Below are 13903 nucleotides of genomic sequence, written 5' to 3' on the forward strand. Positions count from 1 at the left end.
GGGTCAGGCGGCGACGGTGGTCGCGGTGCGGTCGGCGATGGCGCCTGCGGCGGCGACGGCGAAGGTGTGGTGGCCGAGCGGGGCCGGGTGCAGCCCGTCGGCGGTCCACATCTCGGGGCGCTCCCAGGCCGGGTCGCCGGCCAGGTCGAGCAGCAGCGCGCCGGTGTCGGCGGTGACCTCGCCGAGCACCGCGTTGGCGAAGGCGAAGCGCTCGCGCAGCAGCGCCCGCATGCCGGGCGGCACCGGGAGCCGGGCCGGGATGTCCGGGTGGTTCGCGGTGACCACGGTGGCGCCGCTCGCCCGCAGCGTGCTGAACAGGGTGCGCAGGTTGCGCTCGAACCGGGCCGGGTGGAAGTCGCTGACCAGGTCGTTCACCCCGCAGACCACGCCGTACAGCCCGGCGCGGGCGGCGAACGCCCGCGGCAGCTGGTGCTCGACCACGGCGGCGGTGGTGGCGCCGTGCTCGCCGAGGTTGCGCACGGTGGCCGGGCGCAGCCCGAGCTGGCCGCCGAGCCGGGGCACCCAGCCCCGGTACCCGCCGCCGGGCGCGTCGTCGCCGCGCCCCTCCACGAAGCTGTCGCCGAGCGCGACCAGGGCGGCGCTCACGCGGTCACCCCGTCCTTGGTGAGGTGCCTGGCCGCCAGCGGGAAGTTCACCTTCTCGTAGAGCGCGGCCAGCTCCTCCTCGCCGAAGTACTTCTCCGGCGGGTAGATACCGGCGATCAGCCCGAAGAAGTTCTTGATGTACTCGGCGTCCATGCTGGTGGCCCGGAACACCGAGTCGTAGTACGGGGTGAGGCTCAGCTCGGAGATGCTCAGCGTCAGCTCGTAGGTGCTCGCGCTCTGCGCGTCCCGCTCGGTCTGGTACTCGGCGAGCGCCTCGTCCAGCGGCCGCTCCCCGGAGAGCCCCTGGTGGATCTTCTCGGAGAGCAGCTGGGCGTACTTGAAGGCGTCGGTGATGCCCCAGCCGGTGAAGGGGTCCTTGTGGTAGCCGGCGTCGCCGACCAGCGCCCAGCCCGGGCCGTGGGACTTCCTGCGGTAGTTGTCCGGGTAGAGCATCGGGCGGAACGGCTCGGCCCGCTTGCCCTTGTCGCGCAGCAGCTCCCCGAGCTCGGGGTCGACCTGGCTGACGACCTCCTGCACGCCGGCGTCGGGGTCCTGGCGGAACTCGCGGAACCGGTCGCGCTTGCGCATCACCGCGACCAGGGTCTGGTCGTTGTTGGTCGGCCAGCCGGCGAACTGCTGCTCACCGAAGCCGGTGCGGTGCTGCATGCCCCAGTCGACGCCGTCGTAGTACGAGTAGTAGATGAAGCACGCGGCCGCGGAGCCCTCGTAGGTCTCGGCGCCGACCGCCTTGGCGACGGTGGAGTTGGCGCCGTCCGCGCCCACCACGAGCTTGGCCCGGAACTCCTGCTCGGTGCCGCCCGCCTCGCTGCCGCGGATGCCGGTCACCCGGTCGCCGTCGAAGACCAGCCCGCTCACGGTGAAGCCCTGGATCACCTCGGCGCCCGCCTCGCCCGCGGCCTCCACCAGCACGGTGTCGAGCGCGGTGCGGCGCGGGCAGTACACGGCGTCGACCCCGTCCGGCGCGGTGCGGGCGAACCCGGCGATGTTGATGTCGGTGTAGGAGAAGTTCAGGTGCCGGATCGCCGGGACACCGGTCGCGACGACCCGGTCCAGCAACCCCCACGACTTCAGGAAGCCGGAGCCGGCCTGGTGGATGTAGTGGGTCGACGGGGTGTCGCTGGGAAAGGTGGCCCGGTCGACGGCGAGGACGCGGTACCCCTGGCGGGCGAGGAGCATGGCCAGCGGCGAACCGGCCACCCGGGTACCGACAACGATGACGTCGTACATGTTTCGCTTCACTTTCCGATCGGTGAATGAAAAGGGGCTAGCGCGCGACGGTGCGCGGTGCGTAGAGCGCGGCGATATCGGCCGCGTACGCCTTTTCGATCGCGGCCCGGCGAAGTTTCCGGGAGGAAGTGAGCAGCCCTTCCTCGACGGTGAAGTCGCCGTCCACGATGCGGAATGCGCGAATGGATTCCGCGCGGGAGACGAGGGAATTGGCGTCGGCCACCGCGGATTCGATTTCGGCCTCGGTGTCGAGCGCGGGATCGGCGGTGCGGCGGCGGGCCAGCTGGTCCGGGTCGAGCGTCACCAGCGCGGTGACGAAATCGCGGCCGTCGCCGACCACCATGCAGTTGCTGACCAGCGGGTGCAGCCGCACCCGGTCCTCCAGCGGGGTGGGCGCGACGTTCTTGCCGCCGGAGGTCACCAGGATCTCCTTGCGGCGGCCGGTGATGGTGAGGTAGCCGTCGGCGTCCAGCTCGCCGAGGTCGCCGGTGCGCAGCCAGCCCTCGGCGTCGGCCATCGGCTGGTTGGCCGCCGCGCCCCAGTACCCGGGCGAGACGTGCGGGCCGCGGACCAGCACCTCGCCGTCCGGAGCGATGCCGACCTCGGTGGCCGGGATGGGCCGCCCGACGGTGCCGAAGCGATTGCTCTCCGGCGCGTTCACGGTGACCGCGGTGGCGGCCTCGGTGAGGCCGTAGCAGTTCAGCAGCTGCACCCCGAACCCGGCGTAGAAGCCCTGGGTGGACTCGTCCAGCGAGGCGCCGCCGGAGATCACCGCGCGCAGCCTGCCGCCGAGCGCGGCGTACACCGGGTGCTCGGACGGCTCCGGGATCGCGCCCTGCCGCAGCAGCTCCAGCCCGCGCTCGACGGCGGCCTCCTCCTCGCCCGCGGCGAGCGTCGTGCGGCAGAACTTGCGGATCTTCTCCAGCCCGTACGGGATCATCGGCAGGAAGGTCGGGCGCAGCGCGGGCAGCGCGGGGACCAGGTCGGGGATGGCGGGCAGCAGGTGCGTGGTGCTGCCGCCGTAGACGCAGGCGAAGAGCATGGTCTGGCCGAAGACGTGGGCCAGCGGGAGCGCGAGCACCGTGGTCCCCTCGAAGAGGGTGCCGGTGCGGCGCACGGTGTTCGAGGCGGAGACGAACATATTGCGGTGCGTGATCACGCAGCCCTTGGCCACTCCGGTGGTGCCGCTGGTGTAGACGATCATGGCCGGGTCGGCGGCGCGCACCGCGCCGAGCACCCGGTCCAGCCCGGGCGCCTCGGCGCCGGTCGACCACGCCCCGACCTCGGCGAAGAGCCACACCCGGTCGGCGCCGGCGGCGCGCAGCCTATCGGCGTCCTCCTCGGACTCGGCCGCGAAGTGCGCGCTGCCGCTGTCGGCGAGGATGTGCTCGATCTGGGGGTGCGAGGAGGTCGGGTAGACGGTGACGACCACCGCGCCGATCGCCAGCGCCGCGAAGTCGAGCAGCGCCCACTCCACGGTGGTGCGGCCCAGGACCGCGACCCGGTCACCCGGCGCCACCCCGCGGCTCAGCAGCGCCGAGGCGAGCGCCCGCACCCGGCGGTCGAGCTCGGCGCTCGTCAGCCGGGCGCCGTCCGCGCCGCCCAGCGCGAGCCGCTCCGGATGCCGCCGCGCGGCACCCGCGACCACCGAGTGCAGACTCTCGGTATCCGCTATGTCGAATCCGTTCTCGGCCACCGAAACTGTGTTCACACCACAGAATTCTCCGGGGGATCACGAACCGAACTCCGGCGGCGGCAGCTGTTCCTACCGCGCGAATGTCAACGCCTATCCAACCGCGCGGGTCGGAACGGCGGCGGCAGTATCGATGTGCACCGGATCGGGGAAATCCAGGCAATCCAGGAACATCTCCACGGCCGGCTTCGATTCGTTCGCCCGCCACACCGCGTACAAATCCAGAGTGGGAACCGGGTCGAACAGTTTCACCGCCACCGAGCCGTTCCCCGGCCCGCCCATCCCCATCGAGATGGCGCGCGGCAGCGAGGCGAAGCCGACCAGCGGCCGCACCGACACCATGTGCGCGGTGGCGCCGGGATCATCGGCGGTGTGCGTGACCGCGAGCGAGATCTCGTTCTGCGCCGCGGCCCGGAAGATCGAGTCGTACATGGCCGGACACTGCTCCCTGGCGAAGAGCACGCAATCCTGCCCGGCCAGCTCGGCGAAGGGCACCCCCGGCCGCTCGGCCCAGCGGTGCCTGCGGCCCACCACCGCCACCAGCGGCACCCGGTGCAGCAGCCGCCGGTACCGGAACTCCGGCGAGCTGGGGTGGCCGTAGACCATGCCGATGTCGAGCGCGCCGTCGGCCAGCGCCTGCAGCTGCGGGCCGGTGCGCTTCTCCCAGAGCGAGACCTCGATGTCCGGGTGCCGCTCGGTCATCCTGGCCAGTGCGTCCGGGAGGACGTGTCTGCTGGCCGGGAGGTTGTACCCCACGTCGAGGCGGCCGGAGCGGCCCGCGGCGGTGGCCTTGGCGGCCTCGGCGGCCCGGTCCAGCTGGGCCACCACCAGGCGGGCCTGTGCCTCGAACTCCCGCCCGGCCGGGGTCAGCTTGACCTCGTGCGAGTTGCGGGCCACCAGCTGGACCCCGAGCGATTTCTCCAGCTTCTGCAGCTGGGCGCTGAGACTCGGCTGGGTCAGATGCAAGCGCTGCGCTGCGCGACCGAAATGCAGTTCTTCGGCGATCGTGATGAATGAAACCAGATGACGGATCTCCATGACGCCGGCCCCTTCTTCCGCGTAGGAAAAACGCTAGCGGCGCGAGGTAACCGCAGATGAACCCACCCGGCCGTACGGAAGCCGGAATCATGGCGCTGCGGTTAACTCACGACGAAGTACCGGCGGGCGTGCTAGTGAATTGGCCCAGGGTTCACCCGGCGGCCCGGTTCGACCGGCGGGGTGCCCCACCGCTCGAAGCCGGCACCCAGGTGGTGCGCACGCGCGGCGCTGCGCATGATCTTGCCGCTGCTGGTCTTGGGGAGCGCCCCGGCCACGGTCAGCACCAGCGCGCCGAGCGCGAGGTCGTGGTCGCGCAGCAGGGCGGCGCGGATGGCGCCGGCGATCTCGGCCGCCGCCGACGGCTCGGTGCCGCGCTCGATCTCCTGGATCAGGACCGGCTGGTCGTCCGCGGTGAAGGCGGCGGTGCCGCCGGCGCGCGCCGCCGGGTGCGCGGCCTGCGCGGTGTGCTCGAGATCGTGCGGGTAGTGGTTGCGGCCGCGCACGATGATCAGGTCCTTGCGCCTGCCGGTGACGAACAGCTCGCCGTCGACGAACTGGCCGAGGTCGCCGGTGCGCAGGGAGTTCCCGCCGAAGACGGCGGCGGTGGCGTCCGGGGCGCGCCAGTACCCCGCGGCGATATTCGCGCCCGCGAGCCGGATCTCGCCGATCCGCCCCGGCGGGCACGGCTCCCCCGACTCCAGGTCCACGATCCGGATGTCGACGCCCGGCGCGGGGCGCCCGGAGCCGACCAGCACCCGGGCGGGCTCCCCCCGCGCCGCTTCGCGCAGCGTGCCCGCCCCCAGCGCCGCGATATCGGCGCGGAGTTCCCGCGCACCGCGGCCGGGGAGGCTCCCGCTCACCAGCAGCGTGGCCTCGGCGAGGCCGTAGCAGGGGTACAGCGCGCCGGGGTCGAAGCCGTGCGGGGCGAAGGTGGCGGCGAAGCGGCGCAGCGTCTCGGCGCGGATCGGCTCGGCGCCGTTGAACGCGACCCGCCAGCTGCTCAGGTCCAGCCCGGCGGGGACGCCCGCCCGCTCGGCGTGGCGCACGCAGGCATCGAAGGCGAAGTTCGGGCCGCCGCTGGTGTGCGCGCGGTACCCCGAGATGGCGGTGAGCCAGAGCAGCGGGCGGCGGATGAAGGTGAGCGGCGCCATGAGCACGCAGGGCGCGCCCAGGTACAGGGGTTGCAGCAGGTTCCCGATGAGCCCCTGGTCGTGGTAAAGCGGGGCCCAGCCGACGAAGGTGGAGCGCTCGTCGTGGCCGAACGCCGCGCGGATCATCTCCTGGTTGGCGCGCAGATTGCCGTGCGTCACCACCACGCCCTTCGGCGCGCCGGTGGAGCCGGAGGTGTATTGCAGGAAGGCGGGGTCGGCCGGGGCACAGGGCTTCGGGTCGAGCGCGGGGCCGTGCGCGGGCACCTCGTCGACGGCGATCCGCTCGGCGATCGGCAGCTCGACCTCGAGCGCGCCGGCGGTGAGCAGGACCGCGGGGGCGCAGTCGGCGACGATGCCGTGCGTGGCGGGGTGCGCGCGGCCGCGGCGCGGCGGGATCACCGGCACCGCGATCACCCCCGCGTACAGGCAGCCGAAGAAGGCGGCCACGAAGTCGAGCCCGGACGGGAAGACCAGCAGCGCGCGGTCGCCCGGCCGGGTCACCGCGGCCAGCCGGGCCCCGATGGTGCGGGCGCGCTCATCGAGCCCGGCGTAACTGATCGCGGCCACCTCGGCGCCGTGCTCGTCCAGGAAGAGGTAGGCGGTGGCCGCCGGTGCGGTGCGGGCGCGCTCGCGCAGGACGTCCGGCAGCAGCACGGTGGGTTCCCCTCAGGTGGTCTCGACGGCGAGCGGCAGCCGGCGCGGGCCGCGCACGATGAAGCTGTGGTCCTGCCACTCCGGCTCGCCCGCGCGCACCAGCCGGCCCGGCAGCCGGAGCAGCCGCTCCAGCGCGATGCGGGCCTGCAGCTCGGCCAGCGGCGCGCCGAGGCAGCCGTGCAGGCCGTGGCCGAAGGCCAGGTGGGCGGCGGGCGGCCGGGCGGGGTCGAAGGTGTCCGGCTCCGGGAAGGCCGCCGGGTCGCGGTTGGCGGCGCCGAGGCAGAGCAGCACCTGGTCGCCCGCGCGCAGCAGCCGGTCGCCGAGCGGGGTGTCGCGGCGGGCGACGCGCTTGGTGTGCTGCAGCGGGCTGTCGTAGCGCAGCGTCTCGGCCACCGCGGCGCCGATCAGCGCCGGGTCGGCGCGCAGCCGGTCCTGGGCGGCGGGGTGCGCGGTGAGCGCGAGCACGGCATTGCCGATGAGCGATTTCGTGGTCTCCACCCCGGCGACGAAGCACATGATGCCGATGGTGGCCAGCTCCTCGTCGGTGAGCCGGTCGCCGGTGCCGGTGCGGCTCGCGAGCAGCAGGCTGATCAGGTCGTCGCCGGGATCAGCGCGGCGGCGGTCGATCACCGCGCGGAGTTCGGCGGTGAAGGTGTCGGCCACGGTGCGCACCCGGGCGAAGTCGGCGGCGGTCATGAGCCCCGGCTCCAGCAGGAAGCGGATGTCGTGCGTCCACCCGCCGACCAGCGGGTGCAGGTGCGCGGGGAGCCCGAGCCAGTCGCAGAGCGCCAGCACCGGCAGCTCTCCGGCGAAGGCGGTCATGAGCTCGAATTCGCCGTCGCGCCCGGCATCGGCGGCGAGCCGCTCGGCGATGGCGGTGATGCGCGGGCGCAGCCGGGCGGCGGCGGAGGCGGTGAAGACCCGGTTCACCAGGGCGCGCAGCCGGGCGTGGTCCGGGTTCTCGGTGAAGACCAGGGATTTCAGCCCGAGCCGGTCGATGCGCTCGGTGCCGGTGATGCCGAGCCGGTCGGCCTGGCGGCGCAGGGCCAGCGGGATGACGTCGACGCCGAAGCTCCGGTCGCGCAGCACCGCGCGCACCTCGGCGTGGCCGGTCAGCACCCACATGCCCATGGTGCGGTGCACCGGCGCCTGCGCGCGCAGCGCGGCGTACCCGGGGTACGGGTCGGCGCGGAACTCGTCGGTGAACGGGTTGAACCGCACCGGGGCAGCGGTCATCGCCGGGCCCCGCCTCCGGTGAAGTGGCCGCTGCGGTAGGGCTCCAGCACGATGCGCAGCAGCCCGATCTTGCCCATCCGGAACCCGAGCGCGGAGAGCCGCAGGTAGCGCTCGTACCGCTCGGTGAGCTCGGGACCGGCCAGCGCCACCGCCTCGGCGCGGCGGGCCTTCAGCCGGGCGGCCCACTGCTCGCAGGTCCAGGCATAGTCCAGGCGGTCGTTGCGCACGGTGCGCACCTCGAACAGGCCGTCGGCGGCGGCGGCGATCTCGGCCAGCGTCGGCAGGTCGGCGTCCGGGAAGATGTCCCGCTGGATGAAGGTGCTGGCCCGGTCGCGGGTCATATTGGCGTAGGCGATGGTCTGCAGCGAGAGCGCGCCGCCGGGGTGCAGCCAGCTCCGGCAGCGCTCGAAGAAGGCGCGGTAGACCGCGATCTTCTCGGCCGGGGTGTCCTCGGGGGTGGCGAAGTGCTCGAAGGCGCCGATGGAGACGATGCCGTCGACGCGGTGCTCCGGCTCGTAGTGCAGCCAGTTCCGCACCGCGACCTCGGTGCCGGGCAGGTCGAGGGCGCGCACGTGGGCGGCCTGCTCCTCGGCCAGGGTGAGCCCGGTCAGCCGCCCGACGCCCTCGCTCGCGGCCACGGCGAGCAGCGCGCCCCAGCCGCAGCCGATGTCGAGCAGGGCGGTGGCGTCGTGGGCGCGGACCGCGTCCAGGTGGTAGCTGAGCTTGCGCTGCTGGGCGGCGGCCAGGGTGTCGGCGGGGCCGGACGGCATGGCGCAGGAGTAGGTGAGCGAGGGGTCGAGCCAGAGCGCGTAGAACTCGTTGCCGACGTCGTAGTGGTGCCGGACGGCCGCCGCCGCCGACTCCGCCCGCGCGGCGGCGGCCGTGGCGCTCATGCTGTGCCCATTCGCACGAGCGAGGGCCCTCCGTGGCCACGCTCCGCTACCGCCTCCGGGCCTGACTCGCTCATGCGGGCTGCCCGGACCGTTCGACGACGTAGCCCGCCACCGCGTCCAGCGTCGGCTCGTCGAAGAGCTCGTCCGGCGGGATGTCGACCCCGTAGCGCTGCTCGATCTCCATGAGCAGCGCCACCGCCACCACGGAGTCCACCCCGAGGCGGTCGAAATCGGCGGCGGGGTCGATGGTCTCGGGCTGCACGCCGAGCGCCTCGGCCAGGTAGCCGCGGCTCCACGTGATGATCTCTGTGCGGTCCATGGTTGTCCGTCCGTTCTCAGGGGGTGGCCGCGCCGGTGGCGGGGCGGAGGCGCCGTGCTTCCAGCCGATCCCGGGACGGCACCTCGACGTCCCAGGCCAGCCCGGTGGCGGCGAGCAGGCAGATCAGCCAGTAGCCGGGGTCGAGCCGGTACCACTGCAGGCCGAAGGAGGGCGAGTCCGGGAAGGCGTGGTGGTTGTTGTGCCAGGACTCGCCGAACGAGAGCAGCGCGAAGACGCCGCCGTTGCGGCTGTTGCCGCGTGCCCGGTACGGCATGGTGCCGAACATGTGCAGGAAGGAGTTGATCGCCCAGATGATGTGCTCCAGCACGAACATCCGCACCAGCCCGCCCCACAGCAGCCCGCTGACCGCGCCGGTCCAGCTCTGGTACACCACCCCGCCGATCACCGCCGGGATCGCCATGCCGAGCGCGACCCACCAGTGGTAGTACCGCGAGACCTTCAGCACCAGGCGGTTCTTCAGCAGGTCGGGGGCGTAGTGCACGATGTTCGGGTACTCGTGGCGGCGCATCCAGAGGAAGTGCGAGTGCAGCAGCCCGCGCGCCCGGCCGCGGAGCCCGCCGCCGGAGAGGTTCGGCGAGTGCGGGTCGCCCGCGCGGTCGGCGTTCTCGTGGTGCCTGCGGTGAATGGCGACCCAGGAGAGCACGCCGCCCTGCCCCGCCATCGAGCCGATCACCGCCAGCGCCACCTGCACCGATGGCCGCGCCTGGAAGGTGCGGTGGGTGAAGAGCCGGTGGTAGCCGACGGTGATGGCCAGCCCGGTGGCCGCCCAGCCGCCGATCAGCAGCACGATCTCGGTGATTCCGAGCGGGTGCACCAGCAGGAAGGCCAGCGCGGCCAGCGTGCCGAAGATCGGCGCCACGTCGAAGAGCAGGAAGTGGCGGCGCTGCAGGCGGTGCAGGTACGGGCTGTCCACCGCGAGTTTCCTCGGGGCGGCGCGCCTGGGCGCGTCCTCGCCGGACATGGCAGCTCCCTCACGACGGGTCGGAGCGCCGAATCCCGCTGCGGGAGCGGAGATTCGGCTCGAACAGCTCCGAGCGTAGGCGGGCGGGGGCGCGCCGCGCGGGCCGAGAAGAAGTGCTGATCGGCCGATCAGGAACGCGTATCGCGGGGGGTTCAGGGCAGGGCGTCGCCGGGGATGCCCTGCGCGTCGTAGAGCTCGTAGCTGAGCACGCCCGCGGCGATCGCGCCGTCGGCGGCGAGCAGCTCGCGCACCCGCTCGGGTTCGCAGCCGTACACCCCGACCCCGGCGAGCTCCGGCGACTCCGGGATCCGCAGGGTGATGGCGAGCAGCCCCCGCTCCCGCAGGTCGCAGTTGAGGCGCCCGTGCTCCCACAGCAGCCGGTCCCGATCCTCGCGATCGGCGGCCGGGCCGGGGCGCAGCACGCAGACGGGGTACCCGCGCGAGCGGGAGAGCAGGGCGAGCATGGCGTCGTCGGTGATCATTCGTCCTCCTGTGCGGCGGCGCGTCGCAGCGCGGCCAGTATGTGGTCCCACCCGGCGGCGATGGCGCCGCCCTCGTAGCCGCCGGGGAGGGCGCAGTCGCGGCGCAGCTCCCCGGTGTCGAGCCGGTCCCACCCGGTGTGCTCCAGGTCGACCTTCGTCAGGGCGGGGGCGACCGCGCGGAAGCGCAGCGCCACCTCGGTCGGGGTGCCGGTGATGTTCCAGGTCATGGCGAAGTGCTCGGGTTCGGCGCAGGCGAGCACCTCGCCCCACGGGATGGTGGTGCCGTCGTCCCACACCTCGGCGACGGTGCCGCCCACCCTGGCCTGCACGGTGACGTCGCGGACCCGCTCGCGCCCCGCCGAGAACGGGTCGAGCGGCCACCACTCGGCCATCCGGCCCACGAAGACCGCCCAGGTCCGCTCCCGGGAGGCGCGGACCAGCACGGTGCGGCGGATCGGCGGCCGGGTCATGGGGAGCACCCGGCCCTCGGGTTCGGCGTTCACGGCGTCTCCTCCTCGGCGAGCCGCGCGGCCCGGTCCAGCGCGGACGACCAGATACCCGCCAGCGCCCGCCGGGCCTGCTCGACCCCGCTCGGCTCGGCCCGGTAGAGCCGCCGCGTCCCCGAGCGCCGCTCGCGCACCAGCCCCGCCGCCCGCAGCACCCCCAGGTGCTGGCTGACCGCGGGCCTGCTGATCTCGAACGCCCCCGCGATCTCCCCCGCCGCCAGCTCGTGCGCGCCCACCAGCCGCAGGATCGCCCGCCTGCGCGGCTCGGCGAGCGCGCGGAACACCTCGTCCGCGCCGTCCTCGTCGAACCGGCCCACTTCAGCGCTCACGACATCCTCCGGGTCGATTGTGTTCGGTTCCACTTACGTAAGTAAGTACGAACATATACCGCCGGGAAACGCCGCGCAAGGTTGCCCCATCGATTCCCTTGCCCCGTAGGGTGTTCGCTGCACCACCGGAGAACGCCATCCGGCGCACATTTTCGGCCGCCGCCTCTTACGGTGTAAGGGGAGCTAGAAGGAGTGCTGTGGTGGATCGTTACACGCCGGACGTCGAGGCGCGGCTCGCGCGCATGCGGGCCGAATACGACGAGTTGCTGGAGTCGGGTCGAGGATGGTCGCTGCGGGAGCTGTTCAGCACCGCGGAGAGCGATATCGACGCGTACTGTGCGGGGTTCGCGCCCAATGAATTCGGGGACGAGGCGCTGGCGGGGGCGGAGAAGTTCTGCCGCAGATACGGCATCTGGCTGGAGCCGGGCGGCTCGCACTACAACAGCATGACGCCGTACCTGCACCCGAACGCGGTGACGGCGGAGCGGATGACGCTGATCGGCATCTACAACGCGATCCTGTTCTGGCTCAACGACACCGTCGGCCGGGAGAAGTTCGCCGCGCTCACCCCCGAGCAGCAGGCGGCGGCGGCCGAGACGGTGCGCAGGCTCACCCGGCTGCTCGAAACCGGCAGCCCCGCCGCCGATCCGGAGCCGGTGGAGGCCGCGACGCACGAATACCTGGAGCGCACCGCCGCGCTCGCGGACCCGGCCTGGATGCGCGGCTTCCTCGCCGACACCGCCGGGCACCTGCGCCCCGCCATCCGCGACCAGAACGCCAGGGCGCGGGGTGACGTGCTCTCGGTGGCCGGGTACATCGAGCTGCGCTCGCACGTCTCCGGGATGTACCCGGCCATCGCGCTCTGCGAGTTCGGCCGCGACGCCTACCTGGACTGGGCGCAGCTGGAGGCGGCCGGGCTCGCCGGGGAGCTGCGCACGCTGCGCCAGCTCACCGTGGAGATCGGCGCGCTGATGAACGACGTGTTCTCCTTCGAGAAGGAGTGCATCGCCGACGGCGCCGACTTCAACCTGGTGCCGATGTGCCTGCTGGAGGCGCCCGCGGCCGGGCTGGCGGGCGCGGTGGCGAGCGCGGCGACCATCGTGCGCGACCTGCTCACCGAGTTCCGGCAGGTCAGCGCGGGGATCGCGGCGGCGGTGGCGGCCCGGCCGGAGGTCGATCCGGGCGGGCGGGTGACGGCGCACGTGGCCGATCTGCGCGGCGCGGTCCAGGCCACCTGGGTCTGGCAGATCACCACGCACCGGTACAAGGGCCGGTCGATCTTCGAGGAGAATCGCCTGGACTGACCGGCCCCCGGGTCGAGGCGCTGCCGGAATTCGTCTCCGGGGGACTATTGTCGGAGAATCACAGCAGCATTTCCGGCACACTCCGGTGTCCGGGGAACGCGATATGTCGACGGGGGTGTTGTGGACGGCAGCGGCGGCGCCGCACTGGCTCGGATCTGGTGGCAGGCACTGGCCACCGGTGGTGTCGCGCCCGGTGGCGGGCCGGGCGGGCCGATGATGCTGCCCGGGCTGGTGGCCCAGCTGGAGGCGGCGCTGGCGGCGGAGACCTTCGACGCGAGCGCCGGCTCCCGGGTCGGCGCCGCGCTCTGGGGCGCCGGGCTCACCCACCCCGAGGTCCCGGTGGTCTCGGCCCAGGTGCTCCACGGGCTGGCCGACGCCAGCCCGCACCCGGACGCGCACCGCCGGCTCGCCGGGCTGCTCGCCGCGCTCGGCCAGGGCCACCAGGTCCAGCGCGGCCGCTCGGCCGCCGCCGGCGAGGAGCACGACGACCAGGACACCCGCTTCCGGGTGCTCTTCGACAATGCCGCCGTCGCCATCGCCATCGGCGACACCGACGGCGTCCTGCTGGAGGCGAACCGCGCGCTCGCCGACATGATCGGCACCAAGCCCGGCGACCTGCGCGGCATCTCGGTCTACGATTTCGCGCACCCGGACGACCGGGACCGCATCCGCACCCTGCTCTACGAGCAGCTGGTGCCGACCGGCGAGGGCACCGTCACGCTGGACCAGCGGCTGGTGCGCGCCGACGGCAGCGTGGGCTGGATGGCCTTCGCCATCACCTTCGTGCGCGGCAGCGGCGGCAGGCCGGACTACCTGCTCGCGGTCGGCGCCGACGTCACCGAGCGGCACCTGCTCCAGCAGGAGCTGCACCACCAGGCCAGGCACGACTCGCTCACCGGGCTGCCGAACCGGCGCTACCTGCTCGAGCACATCGAGCACCTGATCACCACCGCGGGCGCCGACGATCGGGTGGGGCTCTGCTTTGCCGATCTGGACCACTTCAAACAGGTCAACGACCACTACGGCCACAGCGCCGGCGACCGGGTGCTGGTCGCCGTGGCCGACCGGATCGCCGAGACGCTGCAGCGCGACGGCAGCTTCGTCTGCCGGCTCGGCGGCGACGAGTTCCTCGCGCTGATCCCGCCGCCCGCCGACGAGGTACAGGTCGCGGCGGTGGCGAATCGCCTGCTCACCGCGCTTTCCGAGCCCATCCCGGTGGACGGCGTGCCGCTCGACATCTCCGCCAGCATCGGCGTCGTCGTCACCCCGCTGGCGCACGCCGACGCCGAGTCGCTGCTGCACGCCGCGGACACCAGCCTGCACGCCGCCAAGCGCGACAGCAAAGGCCAATGGGTCATGCAGAGTGAGTGATCCCCGCCGGGGTGGCACCCTGTTTCCACCCGGTTTGTGCGATCATGGGCGGGGCGAAGGCATCTGCCGGCGAATATAGCTGCCGCAGTACG

At 73.0% G+C, this 13903-nt stretch carries 14 protein-coding genes; 2 read left to right on the forward strand and 12 right to left on the reverse strand.

Annotated elements, in window-relative coordinates; genetic code table 11:
- Nucleotides 1–3: 3 nt before the first annotated feature.
- The 12 genes from AB0H71_RS20645 to AB0H71_RS20700 all read right to left on the reverse strand — a co-directional run bounded on the left by AB0H71_RS20645 (nt 4) and on the right by AB0H71_RS20700 (nt 11136).
- Nucleotides 4–606 carry an SGNH/GDSL hydrolase family protein gene (locus AB0H71_RS20645; RefSeq protein ID WP_357023059.1) on the reverse strand — a complete coding sequence of 201 codons (603 nt, stop codon included), beginning with the start codon at nt 604–606 and terminating at the stop codon, nt 4–6.
- The gene (locus AB0H71_RS20650; RefSeq protein WP_357023061.1) at nt 603–1865 is read right to left on the reverse strand and encodes an NAD(P)/FAD-dependent oxidoreductase; all 1263 of its coding nucleotides are present in this window, start codon (nt 1863–1865) and stop codon (nt 603–605) included. The genes AB0H71_RS20645 and AB0H71_RS20650 overlap by 4 nt, the downstream gene beginning before the upstream one ends.
- Nucleotides 1866–1890: 25 nt before the next feature.
- Nucleotides 1891–3564, reverse strand: coding sequence for an AMP-dependent synthetase/ligase (locus AB0H71_RS20655; RefSeq protein WP_357023064.1), 1674 nt, complete (start codon nt 3562–3564; stop codon nt 1891–1893).
- 75 nt (nt 3565–3639) lie between these two features.
- Complete coding sequence (locus AB0H71_RS20660) at nt 3640–4584, reverse strand: LysR substrate-binding domain-containing protein (protein ID WP_357023067.1); 945 nt, start codon at nt 4582–4584, stop codon at nt 3640–3642.
- Nucleotides 4585–4715: 131 nt separating this feature from the next.
- A complete protein-coding gene (locus tag AB0H71_RS20665; protein ID WP_357023070.1) occupies nt 4716–6389 on the reverse strand; it encodes a fatty acyl-AMP ligase in 1674 nt (557 codons plus the stop codon).
- 12 nt (nt 6390–6401) lie between these two features.
- Entirely contained in the window at nt 6402–7625 is a 1224-nt protein-coding gene (locus AB0H71_RS20670) for a cytochrome P450 (protein ID WP_357023072.1), read from the reverse strand.
- Nucleotides 7622–8518, reverse strand: a complete 897-nt coding sequence (locus tag AB0H71_RS20675) for a cyclopropane-fatty-acyl-phospholipid synthase family protein (protein WP_357023074.1) — start codon at nt 8516–8518, stop codon at nt 7622–7624. Before AB0H71_RS20675 ends, AB0H71_RS20670 begins: the two co-directional genes overlap by 4 nt.
- Nucleotides 8519–8588: 70 nt before the next feature.
- A complete protein-coding gene (locus tag AB0H71_RS20680) occupies nt 8589–8837 on the reverse strand; it encodes an acyl carrier protein (protein WP_357023077.1) in 249 nt (82 codons plus the stop codon).
- A gap of 16 nt (nt 8838–8853) precedes the next feature.
- Nucleotides 8854–9819, reverse strand: a complete 966-nt coding sequence (locus AB0H71_RS20685; RefSeq protein WP_357023080.1) for an acyl-CoA desaturase — start codon at nt 9817–9819, stop codon at nt 8854–8856.
- A 152-nt stretch (nt 9820–9971) separates the two neighbouring features.
- Nucleotides 9972–10301, reverse strand: a complete 330-nt coding sequence (locus tag AB0H71_RS20690) for a hypothetical protein (protein WP_357023083.1) — start codon at nt 10299–10301, stop codon at nt 9972–9974.
- Nucleotides 10298–10804, reverse strand: a complete 507-nt coding sequence (locus AB0H71_RS20695) for an SRPBCC domain-containing protein (protein ID WP_357023087.1) — start codon at nt 10802–10804, stop codon at nt 10298–10300. The genes AB0H71_RS20690 and AB0H71_RS20695 overlap by 4 nt, the downstream gene beginning before the upstream one ends.
- A complete protein-coding gene (locus AB0H71_RS20700; RefSeq protein ID WP_357023090.1) occupies nt 10801–11136 on the reverse strand; it encodes a metalloregulator ArsR/SmtB family transcription factor in 336 nt (111 codons plus the stop codon). The genes AB0H71_RS20695 and AB0H71_RS20700 overlap by 4 nt, the downstream gene beginning before the upstream one ends.
- Before the next feature lie 200 nt (nt 11137–11336).
- On the opposite strand from AB0H71_RS20700, the gene AB0H71_RS20705 reads away from it, so the two are divergent.
- The gene (locus AB0H71_RS20705) at nt 11337–12440 is read left to right on the forward strand and encodes a terpene synthase family protein (RefSeq protein WP_357023093.1); all 1104 of its coding nucleotides are present in this window, start codon (nt 11337–11339) and stop codon (nt 12438–12440) included.
- Nucleotides 12441–12560: 120 nt separating this feature from the next.
- Nucleotides 12561–13811 (forward strand): diguanylate cyclase, encoded by a 1251-nt coding sequence (locus AB0H71_RS20710; RefSeq protein ID WP_357023096.1) that lies wholly within the window; start codon nt 12561–12563, stop codon nt 13809–13811.
- The last annotated feature ends 92 nt before the right edge of the window (nt 13812–13903 follow it).

Origin of the sequence: Nocardia sp. NPDC050697 (assembly GCF_040654395.1) — a bacterium.
GTDB lineage: Bacteria > Actinomycetota > Actinomycetes > Mycobacteriales > Mycobacteriaceae > Nocardia.